The 26,355-nt window shown below is 36.5% G+C and carries 26 protein-coding genes; 13 read left to right on the top strand and 13 right to left on the bottom strand.

Features of this window, described 5'->3' with window-relative positions:
- Window positions 1-187 precede the first annotated feature (187 nt).
- Window positions 188-1,567, top strand: a complete 1,380-nt coding sequence (locus J4526_02465) for an RtcB family protein (protein WFO76292.1) — start codon at window positions 188-190, stop codon at window positions 1,565-1,567.
- Here J4526_02465 and J4526_02470 read toward each other — a convergent pair.
- The 3 genes from J4526_02470 to J4526_02480 form a co-directional block, all read right to left on the bottom strand.
- Window positions 1,557-3,002: a type II secretion system F family protein gene (locus J4526_02470; GenBank protein ID WFO75749.1), complete on the bottom strand. Its 1,446-nt coding sequence runs from the start codon at window positions 3,000-3,002 to the stop codon at window positions 1,557-1,559. The two genes, J4526_02465 and J4526_02470, sit on opposite strands and share 11 nt — an antisense overlap.
- Window positions 2,968-4,503, bottom strand: a complete 1,536-nt coding sequence (locus J4526_02475) for a type II/IV secretion system ATPase subunit (GenBank protein ID WFO76293.1) — start codon at window positions 4,501-4,503, stop codon at window positions 2,968-2,970. Before J4526_02475 ends, J4526_02470 begins: the two co-directional genes overlap by 35 nt.
- 147 nt (window positions 4,504-4,650) lie before the next feature.
- A complete protein-coding gene (locus J4526_02480) occupies window positions 4,651-5,061 on the bottom strand; it encodes a hypothetical protein (GenBank protein ID WFO75750.1) in 411 nt (136 codons plus the stop codon).
- A 209-nt stretch (window positions 5,062-5,270) separates the two neighbouring features.
- Between J4526_02480 and J4526_02485 the strand changes: the two genes are divergently transcribed.
- The 4 genes from J4526_02485 (at window position 5,271) to J4526_02500 (ending at window position 9,200) form a co-directional block, all read left to right on the top strand.
- Window positions 5,271-6,863, top strand: coding sequence for a DNA topoisomerase VI subunit B (locus J4526_02485; GenBank protein WFO75751.1), 1,593 nt, complete (start codon window positions 5,271-5,273; stop codon window positions 6,861-6,863).
- A gap of 2 nt (window positions 6,864-6,865) precedes the next feature.
- Entirely contained in the window at window positions 6,866-8,029 is a 1,164-nt protein-coding gene (locus J4526_02490; GenBank protein ID WFO75752.1) for a DNA topoisomerase IV subunit A, read from the top strand.
- Between the two features lie 81 nt (window positions 8,030-8,110).
- The gene (locus tag J4526_02495) at window positions 8,111-8,380 is read left to right on the top strand and encodes a MoaD/ThiS family protein (protein WFO75753.1); all 270 of its coding nucleotides are present in this window, start codon (window positions 8,111-8,113) and stop codon (window positions 8,378-8,380) included.
- A 292-nt stretch (window positions 8,381-8,672) separates the two neighbouring features.
- A complete protein-coding gene (locus J4526_02500) occupies window positions 8,673-9,200 on the top strand; it encodes a PH domain-containing protein (GenBank protein WFO75754.1) in 528 nt (175 codons plus the stop codon).
- A 390-nt stretch (window positions 9,201-9,590) separates the two neighbouring features.
- Here the strand turns inward: J4526_02500 and J4526_02505 are convergent, their stop codons facing one another.
- The 4 genes from J4526_02505 to J4526_02520 form a co-directional block, all read right to left on the bottom strand.
- Window positions 9,591-9,734 (bottom strand): hypothetical protein, encoded by a 144-nt coding sequence (locus J4526_02505; GenBank protein ID WFO75755.1) that lies wholly within the window; start codon window positions 9,732-9,734, stop codon window positions 9,591-9,593.
- Between the two features lie 462 nt (window positions 9,735-10,196).
- The gene (locus tag J4526_02510) at window positions 10,197-10,751 is read right to left on the bottom strand and encodes an ASCH domain-containing protein (GenBank protein ID WFO76294.1); all 555 of its coding nucleotides are present in this window, start codon (window positions 10,749-10,751) and stop codon (window positions 10,197-10,199) included.
- 173 nt (window positions 10,752-10,924) lie between these two features.
- On the bottom strand, window positions 10,925-12,769 hold the full coding sequence (locus J4526_02515) for a threonine--tRNA ligase (GenBank protein ID WFO75756.1): 1,845 nt from the start codon (window positions 12,767-12,769) through the stop codon (window positions 10,925-10,927).
- A 32-nt stretch (window positions 12,770-12,801) separates the two neighbouring features.
- Window positions 12,802-13,224 carry a hypothetical protein gene (locus J4526_02520; GenBank protein WFO76295.1) on the bottom strand — a complete coding sequence of 141 codons (423 nt, stop codon included), beginning with the start codon at window positions 13,222-13,224 and terminating at the stop codon, window positions 12,802-12,804.
- A gap of 107 nt (window positions 13,225-13,331) precedes the next feature.
- On the opposite strand from J4526_02520, the gene radA reads away from it, so the two are divergent.
- Window positions 13,332-14,285 (top strand): DNA repair and recombination protein RadA, encoded by a 954-nt coding sequence (radA, locus tag J4526_02525; protein ID WFO75757.1) that lies wholly within the window; start codon window positions 13,332-13,334, stop codon window positions 14,283-14,285.
- Between the two features lie 94 nt (window positions 14,286-14,379).
- Here radA and J4526_02530 read toward each other — a convergent pair whose 3' ends face one another.
- The gene (locus J4526_02530; GenBank protein ID WFO75758.1) at window positions 14,380-15,195 is read right to left on the bottom strand and encodes a prepilin peptidase; all 816 of its coding nucleotides are present in this window, start codon (window positions 15,193-15,195) and stop codon (window positions 14,380-14,382) included.
- A 94-nt stretch (window positions 15,196-15,289) separates the two neighbouring features.
- On the opposite strand from J4526_02530, the gene J4526_02535 reads away from it, so the two are divergent.
- A complete protein-coding gene (locus J4526_02535) occupies window positions 15,290-15,661 on the top strand; it encodes a hypothetical protein (protein ID WFO75759.1) in 372 nt (123 codons plus the stop codon).
- A gap of 115 nt (window positions 15,662-15,776) precedes the next feature.
- The gene (locus J4526_02540; GenBank protein ID WFO75760.1) at window positions 15,777-16,289 is read left to right on the top strand and encodes an HIT domain-containing protein; all 513 of its coding nucleotides are present in this window, start codon (window positions 15,777-15,779) and stop codon (window positions 16,287-16,289) included.
- A 39-nt stretch (window positions 16,290-16,328) separates the two neighbouring features.
- Here the strand turns inward: J4526_02540 and J4526_02545 are convergent, their stop codons facing one another.
- On the bottom strand, window positions 16,329-17,687 hold the full coding sequence (locus tag J4526_02545) for an acetyl ornithine aminotransferase family protein (protein WFO76296.1): 1,359 nt from the start codon (window positions 17,685-17,687) through the stop codon (window positions 16,329-16,331).
- A gap of 149 nt (window positions 17,688-17,836) precedes the next feature.
- Between J4526_02545 and J4526_02550 the strand changes: the two genes are divergently transcribed.
- Window positions 17,837-18,055 carry a hypothetical protein gene (locus J4526_02550; protein ID WFO75761.1) on the top strand — a complete coding sequence of 73 codons (219 nt, stop codon included), beginning with the start codon at window positions 17,837-17,839 and terminating at the stop codon, window positions 18,053-18,055.
- Window positions 18,056-18,232: 177 nt separating this feature from the next.
- Here J4526_02550 and J4526_02555 read toward each other — a convergent pair whose 3' ends face one another.
- Together J4526_02555 and J4526_02560 are read right to left on the bottom strand one after the other, a co-directional pair.
- Window positions 18,233-18,478, bottom strand: a complete 246-nt coding sequence (locus J4526_02555; GenBank protein ID WFO75762.1) for a hypothetical protein — start codon at window positions 18,476-18,478, stop codon at window positions 18,233-18,235.
- The gene (locus tag J4526_02560) at window positions 18,475-19,194 is read right to left on the bottom strand and encodes a DUF2208 domain-containing protein (protein WFO75763.1); all 720 of its coding nucleotides are present in this window, start codon (window positions 19,192-19,194) and stop codon (window positions 18,475-18,477) included. The genes J4526_02555 and J4526_02560 overlap by 4 nt, the downstream gene beginning before the upstream one ends.
- Window positions 19,195-19,413: 219 nt before the next feature.
- On the opposite strand from J4526_02560, the gene J4526_02565 reads away from it, so the two are divergent.
- The 3 genes from J4526_02565 to J4526_02575 all read left to right on the top strand — a co-directional run bounded on the left by J4526_02565 (window position 19,414) and on the right by J4526_02575 (window position 21,825).
- Entirely contained in the window at window positions 19,414-19,980 is a 567-nt protein-coding gene (locus J4526_02565) for a hypothetical protein (protein ID WFO75764.1), read from the top strand.
- A 130-nt stretch (window positions 19,981-20,110) separates the two neighbouring features.
- Window positions 20,111-21,475, top strand: a complete 1,365-nt coding sequence (locus J4526_02570) for an MgtC/SapB family protein (GenBank protein WFO75765.1) — start codon at window positions 20,111-20,113, stop codon at window positions 21,473-21,475.
- A 77-nt stretch (window positions 21,476-21,552) separates the two neighbouring features.
- Entirely contained in the window at window positions 21,553-21,825 is a 273-nt protein-coding gene (locus J4526_02575; GenBank protein ID WFO75766.1) for a DNA-binding protein, read from the top strand.
- A gap of 12 nt (window positions 21,826-21,837) precedes the next feature.
- Here the strand turns inward: J4526_02575 and rgy are convergent, their stop codons facing one another.
- The gene (gene rgy, locus J4526_02580) at window positions 21,838-25,506 is read right to left on the bottom strand and encodes a reverse gyrase (GenBank protein WFO75767.1); all 3,669 of its coding nucleotides are present in this window, start codon (window positions 25,504-25,506) and stop codon (window positions 21,838-21,840) included.
- A 151-nt stretch (window positions 25,507-25,657) separates the two neighbouring features.
- Here rgy and albA point away from each other — a divergent pair, with 151 nt between their 5' ends.
- Entirely contained in the window at window positions 25,658-25,954 is a 297-nt protein-coding gene (gene albA, locus J4526_02585) for a DNA-binding protein Alba (GenBank protein ID WFO75768.1), read from the top strand.
- A gap of 81 nt (window positions 25,955-26,035) precedes the next feature.
- Here albA and J4526_02590 read toward each other — a convergent pair whose 3' ends face one another.
- On the bottom strand, window positions 26,036-26,332 hold the full coding sequence (locus J4526_02590; GenBank protein ID WFO75769.1) for a hypothetical protein: 297 nt from the start codon (window positions 26,330-26,332) through the stop codon (window positions 26,036-26,038).
- Window positions 26,333-26,355 lie beyond the last annotated feature (23 nt).

Genomic DNA, 26,355 nt, shown 5'->3' on the forward strand with positions numbered 1-26,355 from the left:
ATACCAGCTATGAAGTTTCTTGGGTAAGGTATAATAGGTTCGGCGGAGTAGGTCTAATAAGAGTATCTAGCCATGTACTTCTAAAGGCAAGTTTGTTGAAAGAGGTGTTTGTTGCTTGAGTCATGGCATAAAGATTGAGAGAATAGGGAAGTATGAGTGGAGAGTACCCAAAGGAGCTAAACCATGTATGCTTGTAGACGGTATATTGTTTGCTGACGAGTATCTGCTTAAGAAAGCTATGGAGGATTTATCGCTTGTACAACTCGCTAATGTGGCTTGTTTACCAGGTATACGTAGAGCAAGTTTTGCCATGCCCGATGTCCATCAAGGATATGGATTTCCTATAGGTGGTGTTGCAGGGTTTGATATAGAAGAAGGTGTTATAAGTCCTGGTGGTGTTGGATACGATATTAACTGTGGTGTAAGACTTTTAAGAACAAATTTGGACTATGAAGATGTCAAGCCAAAACTTAAAGACTTAGTTATGGCTTTATTCCGCAATATCCCCAGTGGAGTTGGTAGTACAGGCAAGGTATCTCTTAGTTTTAGTGAACTAAACAAAGTACTTGATGAAGGAGTAGAGTGGGCGGTCTCAAGAGGTTTTGGATGGCCTGAAGATCCCGAACATATTGAGGAGCGTGGAAGCTGGAAAGTAGCAGATTCAAGTAAGGTAAGTAATAGAGCCAAGCAACGTGGCCATAACCAGCTTGGAACACTTGGTGCAGGAAACCACTTCCTTGAAATACAAGTTGTTGAAAAGATCTATGATCCCGACACAGCTAAAGTACTCGGGATTACGCATGAAGGACAAGTAACAGTAATGATTCATACTGGAAGCAGAGGGCTTGGACACCAAGTGGCCAGCGACTATCTCTTGATAATGGAGCGTGCCATGAGAAAATATGGTATACGTCCTCCAGACAGAGAACTTGCAAGTCTACCCTTCAATAGTAAGGAAGCACAAGACTACTTCAAGGCTATGGCGGCAGCAGCCAATTTTGCATGGACTAATAGGCAATTGATAACACACTGGACTCGTGAAAGCTTCAAGCAAGTATTCCATAAAGACCCTGACCAACTTGGTTTAGAAATAATATATGATGTAGCACACAATATTGCTAAAATCGAGGAACATGATGTAGATGGTAAGAGAGCTAAACTAGTTGTTCACAGAAAAGGTGCCACCAGGGCGTTTCCACCAGGGCATCCTGAAATACCTAAGGATCATAAATCAATCGGGCAAGTGGTACTAATACCAGGTTCAATGGGGACTGCAAGCTATGTACTCGTAGGCGTGCCATCAGGTGCCAGAACATGGTATAGTGCACCTCACGGTGCAGGAAGATGGATGAGTAGACATCAAGCAATAAGATCATATAATCCAGCCAAGATCCAGGAGGAACTGGCCAGCCGTGGAATAATACTCAAAGCAGCAACAAGACGTGTTATAGCAGAAGAAGCTCCGGGAGCCTACAAGGATGTTGATAGAGTAGTACATGTAGCCCATCATGTAGGTATAGCTAAGCTTGTAGTTAAACTAAGACCTATTGGTGTTGTCAAAGGATAAGCCATAAGTAAAGAACAAGGTTTTCAAGTAAAACAAGAAGAATTTTTACATCAATTAATCCATAGCCTTTGGCTATTCTATTTGCTACAAGCCAAGCAGATACTGATGATAATAATACATAACCTGGAATAATGTTTGGATCTACTGGAAGATACTCTGATATATTCATAGTCTTCAACGCGTAGGCTATCGCGTATATTGTTGGAGGTAATAAGAGAACGTAGGCGTACAGTGTTTTTATACGATTGCTTAAGTTATCTCTAATTGATCTAATTCTTCTAAAGAATTTGAGTACATAACCAACATGTTTACTCTTACTCGAAGTTATTTCTAGAGGAGACAACAGGAGACTTAGAATCTTCTTTGACAATGGCGTAAGTCTAAGCAACTCATCTATACGGCAACCCTTTATACCTAATTTAATAAGTTTAGCTAATTCCCTAGCAATCCAGCTATACTCTGTTGTTCTGTAGGATAAATTCATTAATGCTATATCCAGGCTAAATCCTTGGTTTGATTCCATATAGATATCTTCGGAAAGCTCGTATACATGTTCTTCGGCGATATGTTTTTGTAAGCAATATTTCTTCCAAAAGATATGGCTTGATAAAGTGAATGCAGTGACAAGAATTATTGTTTGGATAAACATGTTATTTCTAAGAAAAACATACATTAGCGCTATTAACAATAATGACAAAAATGTGAATAACATGGGCTCTTCATAGTATAGTTTCTCCGATATAAAGCCAGCCGCGAAATACCCGCCAAAACCGAGTAACATTAATATTAAGTATATTACGTTCGTTAAACTTGAAATGGATGGAAAACTAGATAGCATAATTATTGAAAGAAGTATTACGAGATATGCTTCATAGAAATTCTCTACTACATTTAGTAAATTATTCATAGCATCCTCGAGTTTAGAAAGTTCTGCGTCAATGTATGACTCTATATATTCTAAGGTATTTCCGGTGGTTTCAAGTATGCCAACATAGCCTTCTAGAAAGTTCTTGATTTTTGATGAAGGTAGACTCTTAGCAAGTATACTGAGTGCTTTATAGGAACTTCCTGTAATAGCCTCAATGCTTGTATATGCTTCTGCGAGCTCTTTATAGATACTAGGTAGTTTTATTTCGTTTCTACATGCCATTAAGAATAAGTCGCTTAATCCCAATCCGTTTGATTCTAAGCTCATTAGTATTGTTATGAAGTCTAAAAAGTCTCTATTCAACTTGTATGCGAACAATTGTTTCCTAAGGAACCTGATGGTGTAGAATGATGAGAAGAATATTAAAGGTGATAAAGGGATGAGTAATGGTTCTTTGACGATAAATACAACTAGGAGTAAGTATACTATTGTTGCAAAGGAGCATAATAAGAGTGTAGAGAAAACAGGGTTCTTAATTATTTTTAGATGATGTATTGAGTACTTCAACAACATTCTCCTCTATCGAGTAGAATCTCTGGATTTCTTTCGATAAATCATCTATATCGAAAACGCCTTTTTCTACTAGTTTTGACAGAAATAGTGTTCTGTTCTCTAATTCTTCTTCTAGAGTATCCTTATCAAGAACGTGTTTTAATCTGATGCTATTCCTCGCTATCCCTGATATATTTGATGGTGTAAAAGTATTTTCATTTATGTTGTACTTCATGATAGGATATAGTTTTTTTGCATCAAAACTTAGTTCGTGTACTTCTTTTATTCTTCGGATACCGGTTGATCCATGTGGATCCATTGATACGATTGTCCATATGCTTGATAACAGGTTTCGGGGGATAGATATTGGTGGCGCTACAAGTCTTTCAATAGCGGAAGTAGCGTCATCTGCATGGAATGTAGCTATAGTTCCATGCCCTAACCGGGATGCCTGTATTAGGAGTCTGGCTTCTCTTCCTCTCACTTCTCCAACAACTATGTAGTCTGCTCTCCGTCGTAATGCGAACTTTAATAGTTTATATTCATCAATAGTTGTTTCTCCTAGAGAACTATATCTAACAACCAAGGGATCCCATAGTCCTGTAGTGCTTGTTATTTCTGGCGTATCCTCGATAGTGACAACTCTTCTGAAAGGAGGTATCAATGTTAATAGTGCTTGGAGTAAGGTTGTTTTGCCTGTACCTATCCCTCCGACAATAAGTATGGAACCTCTCAGTTCTAGTACAAGCCACAGATAAGCTGCTAGTTGGGGGGATAACATACCATTGTTGATGACCTTGGTTATAGTCCAGGGCTTCCATGGCTTCTTTCTTATGACAAAACTAGTGCCATGTCTTGATACTTCCCTAGAGAACGTTAGGGCTATCCTTAACCCCTCTGGAGTCAGTCCTTCAGTAACGGGCTGGGATATGCTCAAGTGTTTGCCTGCCTTTCGTGCAAGTGATAACGCTATTGTATCTACTGATGTAGGGGACAAACCTATGTTAGTTTTAATCCATCCATACCACGTGTATTTTCGATGTATTACATATACTATCTTATCCTCTTGACTACCTGCTATTTCCTCAATATTGTGGTCAAGTATCAATGGATATAGAGGGCCATAGCCGCTTCTTAATTTGTTGTAATGATAAAGTATTGTAGTGGGATTAGATGTAAACACTTCTATCTTTTCAGGTATTTTGTCCTCAAGTAATTCAATAAAACACCTTAGTTCCTTACACTCATTACCATACTTGATAAAAACAGCTATTATGTCGCTTACTTCATCAACATTTATTATTGGTTCATCTACTATATAGTACAGTGTATCATCTTTCTTAGCTATGTATACTCTCAGTATATTGTTTACGTTATATTCTTCAAGTATATCAAATGATAAAATATTGTACTTTAACCCATATTCTACAAGTAAGTTATTTACTATGCGTGTTAGCCCTTTAAGATCTATTATTTCGGATTCTAATCTACTTCTAAGGAATCTGTGTATATTAATCTTACATTTTTGTAAAGTATTATATAATTGTGTATGAAAAGACTTTATTTTTCTTAGATTAAAAAAGATATTGTTTTTTAAACTAAAAACATGCCTTATCAAAGTTCATACCTCATATTTTTGCTATATTATTAATTACTTTTACGCTTATGAGATCACTACTTCTGCTTCTATGGGTTCTGTTGATTGTCCGTTTCCATAGTATATTACTACGAAGTATTTAGTATTGGAATTGAATGTCAAGCCTGATGTGGAGAATGTTTTTGTTATGCTAATTGTTTCTCCTGGTTTGATCTCGGTGTTTATCGGAACGGTTATTCCTAGAGGATAGATTAAAGCAGCTGTTATGTTAACAGGTTTTGTGCCCATAGATGCTACCTTTATGTTAAGTAACCCTGTAGTTCCTGATACTACTATTCTTGCTGAAATGGGTGTTAACGTCACGTAGTCTTTAGGTGCTGATACCGTGTTTAGTATGTAGTTGTAGAGTATGAGCCCGCCAGCTATTGTTGCTACAAGGAGCATTGCTGTAGCTACGAGTGGTGATGCAGCCTTCATTATCTTATCCCCATTATTCAATTCTAAGGTTGAAAAGGAGTTGATTTATGAAAAGAATAAAATAGTCTATGAGGCGGGGGGTCTGGGGTGTAACTATTCTTGTGTTAATCTATAGTGTATAATCAGTTGACTCATGTGTTGAATCCCCATTTTTATAAGGAACTAAAAGGGGATTAGACTATGAATAGGATAAAGGGTGATTACTAGCGATGGCTGCAGAGAGTGTACAGAGAGAACAGTTCAAAGCATTAAGCCCGGCAGAATTCTTTGCCAGATACAGAGAGATCGCTGGGTTTTCCAATCCCGTAAGAGCTCTTTACCAGACTGTTAGAGAGCTTGTAGAAAACGCGTTTGATGCAACAGAAACCCATGGTATCCTGCCAAATATAAAAGTCATTATTAGACGTAGTGTTGAAAACCCTAGCCATTATACAATAACTGTTGAAGATAATGGTATAGGTATACCGCCACAACATGTACCTGAAGCCTTTGGTAGGGTACTATACAGCTCAAAGTATGTTCTTAGACAAACTAGGGGTATGTTCGGTCTAGGTGTTAAAGCTGCAATCATATATAGCCAAATGACTACTGGCAGAGCGGTAGAAGTAATAACTTCGCAGCCTGGCCTCAAAAGAATATACTATTTCAAGATAAGGATAGACTTGCAGAAAAACAAGCCCATAGTCCTTGAGAGAGGGTCATGGAGGAAGTCTCGAGACTGGCATGGTACAATAGTATCGATCACTATTGAAGGAGATTGGTCTCGTGCTAGGCAGAAAGTAATAGAATACATGAGAAGAACAGCTGTTATAACACCTTATGCTAACATAGTTTTCGTAACACCTGATGGGGAGGTGTACTACTACAAGAGAACTATTGAGACTCTACCGCCGCCTCCTAAAGAGGTAAAGCCTCACCCATATGGTGTTGACTTAGAGTATTTAAAGGCATTGAAGGAAACAACTTCTTCACCTACTATAAAGGACATGCTTGTTGAGAGCTTCCAGGGAGTAGGAGATATTACTGCCAGGAATGTCTTAAGTAGGGCAGGTATTGACCCGAATACCCCGCCTAAAGAACTCACAGACAACGACATGGTTAAACTAGCAGAAGCACTAAAGAGCTATCCTGACTTTAGACCGCCAAAAGCCGATGCTTTATCCCCCCTAGGTGAGGAAATCATCAAGGCTGGTTTACAAAGAATATTCAACCCAGAGTTTGTAGAGGCAGTTACACGTAAACCATCGGCATATCAGGGACATCCATTTATTGTTGAAGTGGGTATTGCTTATGGCGGAAATATTCCTGCGAGTAATGAACCTATCCTCTTAAGGTATGCAAACAAAATACCCTTGTTGTACGATGAAAAATCTGATGTCTCCTGGAAAGTTGTCTCAGAAACTGACTGGAGCTTGTACAACGTGAGTTTTCCTGCACCGATAATAGTTTTGACACATATATGTAGCACAAAGGTGCCATTTAAGGGAGTTGGTAAGGAGAGTGTTGCTGACGTACCTGAAGTCGAAAGAGAGTTAAGACTTGCCTTAAGAGAGGCAGCGAGAAGACTTAGACTATACCTATCGAAGAAACTTAAAGAAGAAGAAGTTAAGAGGAAACTCTCAGTTCTAGTAAGGTATATTCCGGAAATAGCTCGTGGATTAAGTATTATAGCTAAGGATATTATGGGCGATAATGTTGGTGCTATAGTTACCGAGAAACTAGTCAATATAGTATCCAAGAAGACAAGTATTGATAAACAAGAGATCATGGAATACCTTAAATCAGTTGAAGTAGGTGTGTAGCCTTGTCAACAGTCTCTAAAGTAGATCTTGAAGTAAGAAGACGTGGTATAAAGATATTTCAAGAGAAGTTTAAGGAGCTTATACAGAAGATTATAAAAGAAAAAAGTCCATCGCTTATCATACCCAAGAGAACATTAAGCAATACTATATATGATGAACGCCGCAAACTTCTTCTCCTTGGCCCAGAGATGCTTAGAAGAAGCTTTCTAGACGTAAACGAAGCGAAGAAATTCATGCAAACAATATTGATGGCATCCATTATCTATGAGGCTTTGGTAAATAACGAGTATCCGACAATACGTGACTTATACTATAGAGGTAAACATACAATAAGATTTAAGGACTTCAAAGGACGTTGGTCGGAAGAAAATACTTGGGACGAGCAGCGTGAATCAGATTCTGTGATAAGAGACATAGAAGTCTACCTAGGGCTTCTTAGAGAAGAGTTGCTTATACTTAGTAAAGAAAAAGGGAAAGTAGTTGGCAATATGAGGATCAAGAGCGGAGATGACATCATTGATCTAAGTAAAATGGGGCATGGAGCTTATGCTATTGAGCCTACTCCAGACTTAATAGAATTCATAGATGTTGATGCAGAATTCGTTCTAGTAGTCGAGAAAGATGCTGTATTCCAGCAGCTACATCGTTATGGATTCTGGAAGAAGTATAAGGCAATATTGATTACGAGCGCGGGACAGCCAGACAGAGCGACAAGAAGGTTTGTAAGGCGCCTTAGTGAAGAATTGAAGTTACCAATATACATACTGACTGACGCGGATCCCTATGGATGGTATATATATAGCGTCTTTAAGATTGGCTCGATAACTCTATCATATGAAAGTGAAAGATTGGCAACCCCAGATGCAAAATTTATTGGTGTAAGCATGACTGACATTTTTGGTGATAAACAACGTAAAAAGAAGCCATGGCTCACAGAAAAAGAAGCCAAGAACTATATAATCAAGGCAAAAGATGCCGACATAAAAAGAGCTAAGGAACTCCTTAATTATAGATGGTTCCAGACACCTGAATGGGAACGCGAGATAAAAATATTCCTCGAAAAGAAAGCTAAACTTGAGATTGAAGCCATGGCTAGCAAGGGCCTTAAGTTCTTAGCTGACACCTATATACCACAGAAAATAGCCACCAAAGATTGGATAGAGTAGAAAGCTGTTATAAATGGTTAGCAGTAATAAAAAGTATAGATAATAGGTTTTGCAGTAATTAGTTGAAGTTGGTGATATGTAATGAAGGTAAAAGTAGTATTCTTGCACAGAGCAGCAGATCTCGTTCCTCCAGATAAAAGAAATGTAGAGCTGGAATTACCAGATAACGCTACATTAAAAGACTTGTTGAATGTAATTAAAGAAAAAGTTAGTAAAAGAATAGGCGAAGGTGTTCTAAAGAAGAGACTTATATTTAATATCGTCGTGAATGGTCTGTCTGTTGCAAGTCTTGATCATCGTTTATCAGATGGGGATGTAGTAATGTTTATGACGCCTGAAATGGGTGGATAACATGTTAAAACGGAGTAAATACAATAAGTGATGTTGTTCTCTTAGATGAATATCTATGTGATTCTTGGCAAACATGGGCATAAGTTTTACTACAAAAATAATTACTTCAGGATCTAGGATGAAATGATCTTCTCTTCTAGATCAAGAGGAGTCAAAGTTAGTAATGTAACGATCCGAATAGTAGCAAAGACTTTTGCTGTTCAAAGGTAGACGGCTTCTAATTTTTATATACCATGTCTGTAACAACTGAAATTAATTAGGGTACTACTCATAGGCGCCTCTAGGTGTCTTTATGGAAATTCCTCAGGATATTAAAGAAATGCTTGAACCTGACGAGAAAATTCTTTGGTGTGATAAACCTTTAAGAGCTCCTTTTGTGCGTAGAAGTATAGGACTTGTTTTTATTGGTATCCCCTGGCTTGTATTCCCTCTGATCATAATTGGAATGGCATCAACAAAATTTTTATTTGAACCGCCAGTTTTGTTGTTTTTGATCTTTTGGTATGGAATATTGGGATTTATATTCTTTTGGACCCCAATATATTCCTCTTTGGTTTGGAAAAACATCTACTATGTCTTGACAAATAAACGAATCATAATTAGGAAGGGGCTCGTAGGAATAGACTACGATGTATTAAATCTAGATGCAATACAGCAAGTAAATGTGAATGTAGGATTCTGGGATAGAAAGTATGGAACAGGAACTCTCACAATCCAAGCTATAGGAGTGCGGCCAATAACGTTATATGCAGTAAAGGAGCCTAGGAAAGTTTATGAAATAATTAACAGAGCATCAAGAACTAGGAAATATTCTACATAAACTACATCTGTTTAGAATTCCTTAAAATGTTAAGTTGAGATAATTCGATGTGGCTTGTAGGCTCAGTATTATATTTAAGAATAAATCTTTAAAGAACATAAACTTTTGCATCTGAAAACATAAAAACTTTTTCAATATTCTATCAAAATACTATATATTTTACTTGTGTTTTCAATTATTTATATAAATTCTGTGTACATCCATTTCATTTTTACGTAATTAATGGCCTTAGAAGGAGTAATCGTTTATTTTACAGACGTATAATGTTCTGTGTTAATAATACTTCCCATTCCTCCTTAGTTAGTTCTGTCAACGGTTTTTCTATATAGTTGTTAGCTGCCTTGTATACTGTTCTGAGTCTTGTTAGTCTAGAATATATCGTTACATTGCTTACCCAGTTTTTATGTAGTAAGCACTTATCTTTAGAAATACTGGATGCTCTTCTCTGAACTGCTCTTTAAAGTCTTTTAGCAGATTGTCTATGTATATCTTGTGTATGTAGCCAATATAGTTTGTTGTAGCGTTAGCTCTCACTGGTACTTACCTTAGCATGACATCCTTCAGTAAAACATAGCGAACTATAGGTATTCAAAAGATATAGCGATGGACTCGGGTTGTCGTGTTGATGGATATCCAGAACGGATGAGTTATGGTGACCGGTATTCCAGAGTTGAACATTGCTGATGATCAGCTGAGACAGGTTATTTCATTCCTTAGTCAATACCCCTTTCTCATCATCCACTATAATCAGAATATTATCACAAATATATAACTTGTCTTAATAGCAATATTGGTTTCAATAGGAGTACAAAATAGGAGTTATACCTTGAGGGCTTTGTTGAGACTATTCTTCAATAAATTCTATTATCTCATGAAAGGTATTCTTTTTACAGTAAGGACAATAATGGTAAAATGTAGGGAACTCTTTTTTAAGATTATAGCTCACATAGAGTTTCCATGTATTACCGCATTCCTTACATTTCAGAATCCAATAAGTCATTTTTTACCCCGTATGATTCCCTTTCTTAATAGCAAGTCAAGTACTTTCTTTAATGTTTTTCTTACGAGATATCTTTTTTCAATTGAACCAAATAAGTTGATTGCAGTCATTCTTATGCTGTTGGTTCGTGTAAGCTCTAATAGGATCTTCTTATCTTTATCGTTTAGTTCATTATTCAGATATCTTAGTCCAAGACGTGCTAGATCTGATGGTTTAAGCCCCATGTACGGTTCTTGTACGGGTAGCTGGTCGAGTCTCTGTGTTACTTTAAATTCTATTATTGTCACCCAGTCGTCACTTGAAATATTCGGATAAACTTTTTTCAGTTCCTCTAGAAGTTCGCCAAGATTATTAAAACCGTCTTTTACGGCATCTTCTTCGGTTAACTCTTTTACTTTTTTGTAAACCACTTTTGTAATTGATATTTTAGCTACAGGTCTTCCTCCGCCATGTACAATCATTTCCTTGTATCGTGGACGTACTAGACCCAATCTTATTGTTGCAGTCTTTTTACCAGAAAGAATTAAATCAACATATCTGCCCTTTACCATAATATGGCGTCCTAGGTACTTGTATCGTTTTTCGGTCACTGTTTTCACCTATGCATGTTAGAAAAAGTTATTTTAAGAGGATTTATCTAGTTTACTAAAATGGGATGATGACCTAGACTTTAATGAAGAGTAAAAGCATGCTCTAATGATTAGGGGCCAAAGCGCTGACTTCACTAGTGATGGTAGCTAAATATTGGTCTACTGCTAACCCTAATTGGCAGCGTTTGCGAGATCTTGGGGTAACCTTTTGTTTCCTCGTCGAGAATCCTTATGAGCTCATCGAGAGACATAACTTTCTGGTCATTTGTTCTTCTAAACCTAACATTAATAGTGTTTGAATCTACTTCTCTTTTCCCTATTACGATAATGTATGGTATCCATTCTTTTCCAGCTTCACGAATCTTTTTGCCTAAGCTTTCATCTCTATCGTCTACGTCGACTCTATATCCTCTTGCCAAGAGTTCTTTAGCTATATTCATAGCGTAGTCGATGTACTCCTTTGATACAGGTATAATCCTTACTTGAATAGGTGACATCCATGTTGGTATGTATGGGGTCTTTCCTGATAACTCTAATTGTGCAGCAGTATCAAAGATCATGTATATGTATCTCTCTATAGAGCCTATGAGTGCTGTATGTATTATTATTGGATGATGCTTTTGATCTTTTTCGTCAACGTATGTGATATTGAATCGTTTTCCATTACCTATATCTATTTGGAAAGTTGCTATTTCACGAGGCCTCTTCAAATTATCTATTATATGGTATTCTACGTTTAGTACCCAATAGTATATGCCTCCAGGTATGAGGGCTACTAGGACGGGTTTACCTTCTCTCTTTACAAACTCGACTATGTAATCGAAGTATTTATCGAAGAAATCTCTGGTAATGTTATATAATGCAACATATTCTCGTCCAGCCTTCCTTGCTTCTTCAAGAATTTTTTCTTGAACCTTCTTAGAAATTTCAATGGCTTCTTCGAGATCTCTGGTCAGTATATGGAGATCAGGCATGTAGAATTTTCTCATTCTAAAGCATATATTTAGTTCTCCTCTTTTCTCTAGCCTATAACTATCTGCTACTTCGAACATCCCCATAGGTAAATTCTTGTAGCTTATTATCCAGTCTTTCAGCATAGCAAATTGTTGATGGCATGCAGCGTATCTTAAAACATATCTCTTTCCTTCCACTTCGAGTTCGTAGAGTCTATCACCAAATAGTTTAGCGTGCTCGTAGACAGGCTTCTTTGATAGATCAAAAGTATTAGTGCCAATCACCTTGAAGACTGGTATACCTAAACTTTGTGCAACACTCCATGAGTACTGTATTACTGCCTCCATTATTGCTGCTGCATGAGGGCCATATCTCATATGACCATAGTCGCTATAGGGTTCCCATTCGAAGCCAAATTTTTTACAGTAATCATTGACTTTGTTTTCTCCACCGGGAAGCTCTTTACCGAAAACTTCTTTATCAACCAATATTTTTAGGTCGTCGTATCCTGTGTAATCAAACTCTTCCGGTTTATAGATCTTTCCCTCAGGCGTTAAGATAATGTACTCTTTAGGTATTTCTTTTCTAACAATTTCTCCAGCTTTGGTCTTTTCTATGCTTTTGGATAACTCGCTTAAGGGGTGGCCGAAACATTCTATAGCAAATGCCTTATACCAGCCGAAAGGTGCTCGGAAAACCTCGATATCAGTGGATTCCTTTAGTTTCTTTTCGAAGTGGGTCAGTAACTCTAGCGCTTTTGGTGGGGGAGCTAGATTACTTGATAGATGTGCATAAGGATAAACTACTATTGTTGAAGGTTTTATCTTTGGAAGAACACTCACTATATCTTTTACTGCCTGTTCCACGACTATTTCATCGTCATCTTTTTCTATAGTAGAGAATACGACAAGAACGTTTGAGAACTTCTTTTCAGAGTTTCTGTCGTCTACATCTTCCGCGCCATCAATAGCTTTCTCAGTCACTTTGTACCAAAAAGTCTTTGCATGAATCAATAAGAGTTTCAAGACCTAATGCACCCGTATCGCAATCTTGTATTTTATTGTACTGGGGTATAGGATGTATTAGTGTTTTTCTTTCCATACATTTGTGGCGGAGGTAATGGCGGAACGGGTGGAGGCACTCCTAGCGATCTACTTAGTATAATCGATTCTGCGATCATATTTGCAAATACTGTTTGTAAAAGGAATTGTGGTACACGTTTATTCTTTAATTCAGTTAACATCTTTTCTAGAGCTTTTGTGTCGGATGAAGATACTATGGCGTAGCCCTTTATACTTATTTGTACAACGGGGGGTCTTGATGATATTGTGAAACTAAAAGGAGTAACAAGAGTTTTTCCTCTATTAAATGGTGTAGATGATGGGATTGAGAGATTTATTTGGAATTGTATGTTAGGAGGTATGCCTTCGGAAAGCCTTTCAGCAGTAATGCTATGAATCTGTATTGCAATGTTGAACAACTCTCTCAGCCTCATATAGAGTTTCTCACGGTGGTTAATAAACAAGAAGTTGAGACTTATACTTTATAAAACCCTTTTTTAAACCTACTATAATGGTTGGGATAAGTATGGCGTCTGAAAAAAGTAAGATATCAAGCCTCCCCGGTGTAACCCCTACAATAGAGAACAAGCTCATAGCAGCAGGATATGTAACCATAGAAGCAATAGCAATTTCTAAAGCAGAAGAAATAAGTCAAGTAGCTGGAATACCATTAACAACGGCACAAAAGATAGTGAAAGCAGCGCGAGAAGCTCTTGGTATAAGGTTTAAGACGGCAAAGGAAATCAAGATGGAAAGACTTAGTGTAAGGAAAATTACTACTGGAAGCAAGAATCTAGACGACCTATTGGGTGGAGGTATAGAGACCAAAACAATAACAGAATTCTATGGAGAATTCGGTACTGGTAAGACCCAGATATGTCATCAATTAGCTGTCAATGTGCAATTACCTCCTGACAGAGGAGGGCTTGAAGGGAAAGCCGTATACCTTGATACAGAGGGAACATTTAGGTGGGAACGTATAGAATCTATGGCACGTGCATTAGGCCTTGACCCCGATCAAGTAATGGAGAATATATTGTATCAACGTATTTACAATACTGATCACCAAATATCTGTTGTGGAGGAACTGTTCGCCCTAGTACCTAAAGAAAATGTAAAACTAGTGGTTGTAGACTCTGTAACAGGATTATTTAGAGCAGAATATCCTGGCAGAGAGAATCTTGCCATAAGACAACAAAAACTCAATAGGCATCTACATCAGTTAATGAGGCTCGCAGAAGCATATAATATAGCTGTGGTAGTTACAAACCAAGTTATGGCCCGTCCAGACGTATTCTACGGCGACCCAACGCAAGCGGTTGGAGGACATGTGCTATATCATGTTCCTGGCGTAAGAGTCCAGCTTAGAAAAAGTAAAGGGAACAAGAGAATAGCTAGAGTAGTTGATGCACCACATTTACCTGAGGGAGAAGCAGTATTCATTATATCTGATGAAGGAATACGTGACCCTGAAGAATAAAGCCATAACACTTTTACTACAAAGTTTATGCACTATGTCTGCTTAACTTATGTAATTCGCTTATTCTCATCATCTACTATTAGTCCCACTGTATCTAGTGTATAATGCAATGAACTATTAATTGAATTAATGAGTCGCCAATCAATAAGAGTACTATATATCCTGCTAGTAAGAGTACAATGAAAGGTACACCATAAGTGACCCATATATAGTCGTTGGCATGTAGGTAACCTTTCTCTATAAGCTCCTTTATATGTTTTTGATCCTCCTTATAATCCTCTTCAATATTAAATGAAGTCCTATATTCCACTATGACAGTATTATTACTGATCTTAAATATCTGAAGCGGAAATATATGTTTTGACATAAGAAAATCCTTTATCTTCATGGGTCTTCCTGTGGATAGTATTATACTCCATTTCAATATGCCTATATTCTTGGGAGGAAGAACATCTTTGTATACTAATAAGTTCCTAATAATATTGAATGGTATATATGCCGCCATTACTAAGTTTGCATACAAAAGTAAAGGTATTATAGGCGGGACGTGTATCGTGGAAATACTATACAAAGACATATTGTATATAAGATCGTTGTAAAAAGTGATCGACAAACCAGATATCGCAAAAACATCGGCTAAACCAAAGAGATCTATTTTGTATAAAATGTATGAAATCAAGGGACCTATGAGAAGTGATAAAGAAAGATACGTGAGCTCTAGGTAAATATTCCTCTTAGTTACTATAATTGAATAAGCAAATAATAATGAAAATAAGATTAAGGAAGCAGAAATAAATATGTAAATGTCTCTATCAGGGATCTCTCTGTATTTCAGATCTAGATAACTAAAGTATACTAGAAATACTGTCATGACTATTGTTGAAGCATATAATATTACATAACCGTCCACTGCAGACCCCCTACTATTTATCTGCTTTTTATAAAGCACTAAACCAATTATGTATGTACAAGTAAGGAGATAATAAGTAGAGGCGTCTTGCTTTATGAGAATACTAAAGAGGCAAAGTAGAAATGTAAGGACTTTAATTAATTCTCTTAAACCACTCTGTAGTATTAACATAAATACATTAAACACAGCAATATATTACATTGATGAGGAATCATTAATAGTTATTGCAAGATGTAATATTAGAGAAAAAAGGCATAGAAAACTTAAATATGATCAGCTAAGTGGTCTTAAACTTAAGCTCATGGAATATGAAATATTGTGCAATGGGATTCTGTTATTCAAAATCATGTGGGATAAAAGTATATATAAAATAATGTTTAATGATAAAAACCCATTTGTTCTATTAATAAAGGGGACAATAGCTCTTGATTCATTTATGTGTACACAAGATCTTATAAAAAGGTGATTTATGATATTAATATCGAAAAGGCTTTTATTCATATTTCAATCCAAAGAATTATTCATGAGGGTTTATTGTATGAAAATTGTTAACATAGTTGTAGGACTCGGGTGAGAAATACTTGGACAGTGTATTCAAGGTCTTATGGTCTCCTTGGAGAAGCGAGTATATAAAGAGTTTTGGTAAGTCCAAGAAAGAAGAGTGTTTATTCTGTATATTGCCTAAGAAGAGTGATGAAGAAGCATATATTGTTTATCGTGGAAAATATGCCTATGTTGTATTAAATGCCTTCCCATACAATAGCGGTCATTTGATGATAGTTCCTTATAGACATGTTCGGTCGGTTATTGATTTAAGAGAAAGTGAAATACATGAAATATTCGATGATCTTCTTAAGAAGAGTATTCTCGCATTAAGTGAAACTCTTCGTCCAGATGGATTTAATGTAGGTATTAACATAGGTAGAGTTGCGGGAGCAGGAATAGAGGATCACGTGCACGTGCATGTTGTTCCTCGATGGATTGGCGATACTAATTTTATGCCCGTTATTGGTGGAACAAAGTCTCTTCCAGTAGCTCTTGATGAGACTTACAGAATATTAAGGGATTACTGGGTAAAAAATTTTGGGCGATGAAGACGCCCTCGATCACTGATTTTTGATGAAAGCGGGGTTTTACCGAGCTTTAATTTCTTTATCAACTTTTCTAAGTATATCTTCGAGTATACTCAACGCCTTCTCAGCAACTTCAATACTTATATTCAGTGGTGGAGCTATTCTGAGTGCTGACAACCCTGCGCCTATTACCAAGACGCCACGTTTAAATGCTTCATCGAGTACTTTAGCTAACTCCTTGGACGCAGGTTCTTTTGTATCTTTGTTCTTTACTAGCTCCACACCTATCATTAGCCCCTTTCCTCTAACGTCACCTATTATCTCCAGTTCATCCTTGAGCTCATTGAACCTCTTGATAATATAGTCGCCTACACGTTTAGCGTTGTCGAGAAGTTTTTCTTCTTCTATAATCCTTATTACTTCCCGGGCAACACGACAAGCAACGGGGTTGCCGCCAAAGGTTGTAGCATGGCTTCCTTTAGGTAGGCTCATTATTTGTTCTCTTCCTATAATAGCTGATAAGGGTAAGCCTGAAGCTAGGGCTTTTGCTGTTGTTATTATATCTGGTTCTACATTCCAGTGTTGTATAGCCCACCATTTTCCTGTTCTACCCATACCGCTTTGTACTTCGTCAGCCACTAGCAGTATACCATATTCATCGCATAGTTTTCTTAGTCCCGGTAAGAAGTTGTCTGGAGGGACTATGTATCCTCCCTCACCTTGTATAGGCTCTACAAATATAGCTGCAACTTCATCTCCATAAACATATTTACCTAGAATATAGTCCTCAATGAATGCGAGTGCTTGCTCTCCACACTCAATAGGATCATCTGTTTTGAAGGGGCATCTATAAGGATAAGGATAAGGAGCGTGGAGCACTGCTGGTAGCATTGGTGCAAACCATCTGTGCTGTACGGGTTTACTTGCCGTTAAAGTATTTGCACCCATGGTCCTGCCATGGAAAGCTCCATAGAAAGCTATTATGTAAGGACGCTGGCCTTTAAAGAATCCTCTTGAAATCTTTATTGCCCCCTCTATTGCTTCAGCACCACTGTTCCCAAAGAATACTTTCTTCCTCCCGGACATGGGCGCTATTCTAGTCAACTCTTTTGCCAAGTCTACTGCTTCTTTGTAATAGAAATCGGTAAGCGAATAATGAAGAATTTTACCTAGCATACTCCTTATTGCCTTTAGTACTCTAGGATGGTTATGCCCTACATTTAGTACCGCCAGCCCGGAGTTCATATCAATGTAAACGTTACCATCGACATCTTCTACGAATACTCCAGTACCACGTTTTATAACTAGTGGATACCATCTAACAAAAGACTGCATTAAGTACTTCTCATCTTCACGTATAATACGTCTAGCTTTAGGACCTGGAGGTGTCGTTTTTATAATAGGGGCATCCATAATCATCAACCAGAAATTATCTGTACAGTCTTCTCATTAATTATTTTTGGTCTTAGTTCCATTGTTATTGTTAAATATTTATTATTAAGAATTATGATTATAATGACATCAATATTAATAACCCACATTATCTAATATTAAGAAGGGTATTCTACATGGAACTTTCCAAGAAGGATCTCCTAATTAAAGAAAAATATGTGTTCCTAGGACAAATGAGGTATAGAATACAAGTCGTGGGAACAAACATAATCCTCAATATCTCGGCTGAAAACGATGACGAGGCTTATGAAAAAGCTTTGAATATGACTAGGAAAATGGGGTTGACCAAAGACATCGTTAATATAATTAAAAATAGAATTCAAGAGAGACTATGAACTAATATAGAATTTTATTTTAGTTCAATATACTATAATACTTCTCCAAGAATACTTTGTAAAACTTATTATCCTGGTTGGCAAAAGATGTATTTCTGATGAAGAAACTTGCCCCCCAGCGACCTTTAAGGGGATGATGACATTACCGCGAACAGATTTAAAGACTAGTATCTAGTATTAGATCTTCTTCGATCGAGCTTTCTCAATCAATTTGATCTTTTCAATTAATTCTTCTCTTATCCTCTTTAGATAGCCTTTTAGTTCATCTCGAGGAACTCTCTCGAGAAGCAGCTTTAGGAATTTTGCGGCGCAACGACTACTATGAAATGTTAATTCCAGATCTTCATCGTATTTAATTACTATTCCTTGTCCTTCGGGGAATTTTCTTCCACATACGAGGCATGTATATTTCTTTGTGGTCATTCTTTACACTCTCTTAGAATGTTCTTTTCTACAAGTTTCTCTTTAAGTCTTGTTATATTTTCACTATATAGTTTTATTTTGAACCCAGGATTCTTTTCTGATCGTATCTCAATGAATTTCCTTATTGGATCATATTTGTAGCAATGATCGTCGGTAAATCTTATGAACATTCTATTATTTGCTAAGATTCCGCTTGGATACACTACAAAACGCTGTGGTAAGAGTATGTTGATAGGCTTGTATATTTTTGATAACCCTAATCTAACTAATGATATTATTGCAAATACGAAGTTATACATTATGAAGAAGTTTAGGAATTTCGCTGCTAATTCATTGTTTAGACTGCTCTGTAATGCTGATTCTACATAAGGACCTATATAACTTGTATATAATGGGAATAGCACTAGTATCAATGGAAACGTTATGAACAACATTAATGTAGATCTCATTTGTTGCATTAATTCTTTAGAAAGCTCCTTGTCGGCCATAGCTATTTTCATCGCGTTATTCTCTCTAAATAGTGGAGTCTTGAGCTCTTCAGGTTTTGCTCTAGTTTTTTTCGTCATAGTATATGATGTCAGTCCAAAAATCAATATTGTATACAATATTATTGCTATGATAAAGTATCCAGGAAAAAACGCAGATATTACCGACATAAGTACTATAGCAGACTCGCTCAATATTATAGTATATTTTCTAGATGGTTGTTGATACACTATGTACACCTACGCATAAATTATCCACTCTACTCTTTTCTTAACATAGTTAGGATAGGATATTAACCTTCTTGTACTATTATTACTCATAGATGATGATATGCCACGGACAGATTTAAATATGAAGAAGGTCCGTGTTTCTGATCTCTTATCTTAACTATTTAAGAAGTTTAGGTAGAGAAAATTATGGGGGGATGAAGAAGAAGGGTGATCGAGGATATGATGAAGAAGTTATCCCCGTCGGACCCCTCTATACGGTATAGGGTTATTCTTGATATTGTGTTGAAAGAAAACGTGATTGCCTCAAAAATTATTGCGAAACTAAAAAAGAAAGATATCAAAAACATAGAACTTATTGGACGTAGTTTAAGAATAACATTATCTGGTACTAATATAGGGAAATTACGTGAGCTACTTGATAAAGTCCTTGAAGTACTAAAAGATGAAGATTATGATGAGCTTTGTTACCAATTATATCTTATTCTGCCCTATGAACAGTATATTGAGAAGCTGATGACAATACCAGCTGAAAGTACTAGCAAAAGTGATGGTATTGAGATAAAGGTGTTTGGTTATGATAATGAAAAATATTGGATGTATATAAACTCCAAAAAGAAAAAGCTTTTATTGAAAAAACTTAGCAAGAAGATAACCAGCCCAATATTAGACCCAGGGTTAATTAGTGAAGTTTTGTTTATAACATGCATTAATAGTATTGATAAACTTATTGAAAGTATACAGAACGATATAAGTAAGTATGAGAGTATGCTAAAGAATTTGACTTAATAACTTATTGCTGAGAGAACTATATATCGACGTATCGAATAGTTAATAAACTGGTGATGACCGCCCTATCCGTGTATGACCCCGCGGGATGACTGGAAGAACTCCGTCTGAGGTTTAGGGTGAAAAAGTATTGATTGACACTGACATATTGGGTGTTAGTGAGATAGAGTTTGTCGTCAAGATAATTATAGGGTTTCTCGTGGGAGCTTTAATAGGAATAGAAAGAGAGAGAACAAGACTTATTTCTACAACCGAGAAACCTAAAAGCCTCCCTGGAGTACGCTCATTTGGTCTTCTTAGTTTGTATGGAGCAATTACGGCGCATTTGGCTTTAATTCTCGAGGAACAAGGGTTGACAATTATACAAATGTTTGTATTAGCAGTATTCGCTTCAATAATAGTTGTTCTAATAATTCTATATATGTATCAAAGAATGAGTATTCTTGGAAGAACAGGTATAACAACGTATATTGTGATGGGGCTAGATCTAGGGTTAGGTTTTCTAGTAGGTTTAGGGAAGATTCTCGAAGCGGTTTCGGCATCAATACTTGTAACGTTTATTCTAGCTACAAAGCCTTCAATAGAAAAATTCGTGAAAGGTATATCGTACAAAGAGCTTTTATCAGGGCTTGAGCTAGGGTTATTCGTATTTATATTAGGGCCTGTGTTTTTACTGAAACCCATAGTGATAATGGGTTTTGATCTTAGTAAACTCTATTTACTCTTCATAATAATTCTCGCACTATCATTCATTAGCTATATTGGTGTAAAAATAAAAGGTGGGGAAGCTCTCAAGTACATATCGTTTCTGGGAGGTTTAGTTAATAGTGAAGCATCAGTTGCGAACATAGCTTCAATACTTGCTGCACAAGAAAATGTTTCGCAGGATTTACTTAAGAGTATAGCCAAGAGGAATATATTCATAATTATAGCGGCAATGCTTGTTCGTAATATGATAATCATATCAATGTTGTCTATATCATCTCTTGATGCCGTCAAGACGTTAATTGTAGTAGGGTTATCTTTTGTGGCATTTACACCTCCTATACTATTAGGTGTACTGGCCTGGCTCTTTGAGAAAGGAGAGCCATTAAAGAATATGCGTGTAGATATACAGAACCCGCTTAGTATCAATACAGCAATACGTATAGTTGTTGTCTATGCATCAATATTCGCTGTAAGCTATGTCTTATACTACATTTTTGGCTCACAAATAATATACTTAATAGCGGTTGTTGGAGGATTCGTTAATGCTGGTGCTACCATACTAACCATATTTGCCCTATCAGGAATAGGCTTTGTCGATGTATATACTCTTGTAGCATCGCTTGTTATAACAAATCTTGCTGCAATTGCAAATAAGATTCTGTACGTCCATGTAACAACGAAGAACAAAGTACTTCTAGATGCATGCTTAAGAGCTATAATAGTTGCATCTTCGTCAATGATCATAGTATTCTTGTTAGCTTCTCAGGTTGTAATGATCTTTTTCTGAAGAATACTTAAATATAGGATGCTATTACCTTACTCTATTAGAATCAAGTTAATGTATATAAGGTAGGTGCTAATGCAATGTCGTTTGGTGCTAACACTAAGGTTATTGATGTAAGTAAAAAACCTATATCAGAATACGTCTTTGACGCTGTAGTAAGTTTCAACCAGGGTGTGGACGAGATCATTATAAAAGGACGAGGTGACTTTATTAGTAAAGCAGTTGATGTGTATAGGCATCTTGCTGAAAGACTAGGTGACAGTATAGAAATAGTTAACATAGATATTGGAAGCGAGAAATTCCGTGGTAGAAGGAGATCATATATTGCAATAAGAATTAAGAGAAAGTACTAGGCGTTAGAGAAACTAAACAGTAGCTTTCTCGCGTTCTCCTGGAACATGAATAAGGTTGTGGAATACTAGTTTACTAACTACATTATCAATTGCAGATTCTAAACTTAGTTGCCCAAGCCTGATCTTATCTATAGTCTCCTCCATATATCTTGTTGTTTCTTCGGATACTAGGTCGTTGTGTCTTCTAGACAAGTATTCATATACGTTTATACCGATCTTTGTAGGTATTATATAGTTTCTTTTCTTTGAGAAGATTATGTATCCATGCCTCCGTAAATTCTTCAATGTGGCCGTATAAGTGCTAGGTCGACCTATTCCACGTTCTTTCATTAACTTTATGATAGTACCTTGTGTTGGCAATGGGCTTTTTGAGGTTCTATACATTGTAAGTCTTTGAACGGGTACAGTTATATTACTTCTCTTGTTTTCTAAAAGCCAGGTATACACCTTTGGTTGTATTATTTCGTTAAATCCTCTCTCAATGATCTTTACTGGAAGTTTTTGAGTTACAATTTTGTCGTTACTAAGTCTTACATTGATTACAGCTACTTGTTGCTTATAGGGCTTCATTTGACTTGCTATAAATCTCCGGAATATAAGGTCGTATAATTTTATGTGTAAAGGCGTCAAGTATATGGGTAAGGGAAGTAATCCTTCACTGTAGTACTTTTCTATATCAGATGAATCCCATGGATTTGTTGGTCTAATTGCTTCATGCGTTCCTTGGTTACCCCAATGACGTCCAGCGAATAGGTTTGTTGAATACTTTGTAGACAAGTATTTTTTCGCAAGCTCTATACCATAGGTTGATACGTAGGTAGAGTCTGTTCTATGGTATGTTATCAAGCCGCTTTCAAATAGTTCTTGTGCAAGCTTCATAGCCAATGTGGCGGGTATACCTATTCTTGATGCATCATAAAGTAATTCATCTGTTGTATATGGTGGTGATGGCTTTACTTCTTCGGTGAAAGTCTCTACTATCTCAATGGAGATAGTGTTATTCTTCTTAATCGAGTTTATAATGTCCTCTATTTCTTCTTTAGACTCGGAACAATATTGTATCTGTAAATAAGGTTCTTTGGTGCCAGCTATGATTTTGAGTGCATAGCATTTATTTCTAAGGTATTCATTATAGTAGTCTATAACCCAGCCAAGGACAGGGGTTTGTACTCTTCCTGCGCCGAGCCAGTGTTTCTCATATACTCTCCATAACTCCTGGCTTAAACTGAAGCCTATCAAGCGATCTAATACGCGTCTGAATATTTGTGCATTGACTAGATTGTAGTCGATTGCTCTCTTATTCTTTAGTGCTTTTTCCAGTTCTCTTAATGTTATTTCGTGGAATTCTACTCTATACACGTTGTCGTTAAATGGTTTTACGGTTAAGAATATGTCATAAGCTATCTTCTCTCCTTCGGTATCAGGGTCTGTGCCGATCAGTATTTCGTCTACTTCAGAAGCTAATTTACGTAGTACGTTAATTACCTCTATCGAGTCACTATAATAACTACTGCCACATCGGGGACAGACGTCGCCATCGGTGAATTGATGTCCACATACACGACATCTCTTTATAGTTTTGTAGAATAATGTTATATTTTGGCCATTTACATAATCGATGTTCATTCCAAAAGTATTTCCGGTATTTGTTGATAAGTCGTATAGATGTCCTTTTGTTGCAACGATGTTTAAGTATGTTATATTATTGTCCTTAACAATTGGGGTCTCGTAAACTGTGACTGAACCTAATTTTCTGCGTGCAGGTTTACCAAAGAAGTTTGCTATAGTCCTTGCTTTAGTAGGAGATTCAACAACAAGTAATACTGTTTTAAATGCTATATTTGCTGATCTATTAGATTTTACTCTGCTTTTCTCGATTATATTCTTTTCATAATCTATATCAATAGTATCGAAGGATTTAAGTCCAGAACTACGATTAATATATTTTATTTTTGTATTCATTGCATCAATTAATTCTTCGAGAGATTGGTCTTCAATAATAATCGATAATCCATGTGTCATTACACCATGGTATAATCTCGAGGTTCTTCCACTAGCCTGTATATAGGTCATTGCATCAGGCATTAAGGCGATATACTTCTTGTTAATCTTGTAGATGACAATGGTTCCTATTCTCTGCTTAATTTCTTGGTCCAGTAGCTTCTTGTATGTATCATAGGCTCTTTCGGCTATTTCTTTGATTTTCTCGTATTTCTCCCTAATTTTATCGTTATTTATGTCCTCTATGGGTATTCGTTCTCTCAAAAGATCTTTAAGTAGTCTTAATTCATTAGATGATGTATATCTAAGTATTTTGGACAGTATGGTGATATCCTGGAGTACGTCGTACCCTTTTTCTTTCAAGTGAAGTAGTAACCTATACAAGGTCTTCGGGTTGTACAGAAGATTCTTCAGATCGGTTACAAAGACTGGTGTTCCAATAAATATGACATATTTTATCTTTTCAGGAGAATCAATACCTCTCACACCGACGCCATAATATGAACTAGAACCAATAATTAGATCTATTTCTCCGTTAATTAGTTTCTGTATAGAAGATGGCGATGCTTTGGAGATCTTGTATCCTTTCTCGCTCAGATATTTGATAAGCTCCTCTATATTAATAGTCTTTTTCAAGGGGTGATAGGGGCTTAGTAATATTATTCCGCCGCTTCCTATTCGTGATACTATTTCCACTATGAAATCATATACTTCTTTTGCACTTTTCACCAGTTTATAACAGTCAGTTACATCTCTTGCATAGAGCGTTATACCTGTTATATCTAATGCCAATAATTCTCTCATAACAGGTATGAAGGGACCACGAGCTCTACCCGTAGCACTTGCTATTACTAATTGGCCTTTCTTAGTAGTTTTAAGTACTTTATAGAGCTTGGTTTCAAGCTCAAGATAGTCTCTTAAGTATTTTTGGTATGCTTCTTCAAGCCCGTTTATTTTCGCTAGCAATATTTTTGATCGAAGATTTACAATTTTCTTAGCCAATTCAATTGATTCATCTGTATAACCAAGCATGTTCAATATACGAAGAATATTTCTTGAACGATTTAATATAGAGTCTACGTCATCCGCAATAATTATGTCGAAGTGCTTTCCTTTGAATAACGAGCTGTGTCTTGAAAGAAACGCGTTTGTTACGACAAGTATATCGTATTCTCCATTCTTAATCATCGTAATAATTTCATTTTTCTTGTTTCTGGATAGCCTTGAGTCGTAGAATACTATCCTTAAATTGGCGTTAATATTATCACACATAGCCTTAAGTCTCATGTATGTTTGTTTAGCGAGAGATGTTGTTGGCGATAATATGAGTATTTTTTCTTTGTACATAATAGCTGAATACAGTGCATATACTGTGAGTAAAGTTGTTTTACCTATGCCTGTTGGTGCTATAATGCTTGTATTTTCTTTCTTGAGAAGCCGTTTGACCCAAATTCTCTGGCTTCCCCAAAGAGTATAACCACCTGTTGCTCTGCGGAAAAATTCCTCGAATTCTTTCACATCAGATTCTATCTCTTCAATATATTGTATTGCGTTAAGATTATGGTTTTTGTTTAGTCTTGATATACATCTGCTGCACATACCAAATTTAGTAATAAAGCTGGCTTCGCCCCATTTACCACATGAAGGACATAATCTTTCATATATTGATTCCACTGGCAATACTATTATACCTCATTAATAACCCTATGCGATTATTCTTGGGATTAAAAAGAGAGGGTCTAATAACACCAGGATAAAGGTAAGGTTTATATACAAGCACCATTATTTCTTGTGATTTGACGATATCTGGGAAATCTGGAGGAGAGCGGAAATGGCAGAAGTCACACCCCAGCCAAGTAACACCGTCCTAGTAGGTAAGAAGAACGTAATGAATTACGTCCTAGCAGTATTAACTCTAATAAACCAGGGCGTAAAAGAGATCGTTGTCAAAGCTAGAGGCAGAGCAATAAGCAAAGCAGTTGACACAGTAGAAATCGTAAGGAACAGGTTCCTACCAGGCAAAGTAGAAATCAAAGAAATCAAAATAGGCAGCCAGACAGTAACCAACCCCAACGGCCGCCAAACAAGAGTATCAACAATAGAGATACTACTAGGACTTAAAGAGTAAATAAATCAAAAACCGGTCGATAATAAACAATAAGTATTTTTCTAATAACGTACAAACAACGTAAAGTTACCGGTACGCTAATTACTTCTTTTGAAGTCTCTTCTTTCTACTGCTAATATAATCTTCTAAATAAGAATCAAGAACTTCGTTAATACAACGTGGAGATACAACCATGGGTTCTTGTTTTTTAAGCAAACCTATTCTAATTAAATGTTTGATTATATTTAGTGAAGTTTTTCTATTAAATCCAAATGTCGAAGTTATTAAATCGAGTAGTTCACCTATATTAACGGACTTATTACAGCCGATTGTCTTATAGATAAAATAGTATACCATGAATTCTCTTTTCTTTATCCATCTTTTTCCTTGTTTACCCATGGTTCATACCTGCACCCAAATAA

The sequence above is a fragment of the Desulfurococcaceae archaeon MEX13E-LK6-19 genome, assembly GCA_029637525.1.
Classification (GTDB): domain Archaea; phylum Thermoproteota; class Thermoprotei_A; order Sulfolobales; family Desulfurococcaceae; genus MEX13ELK6-19.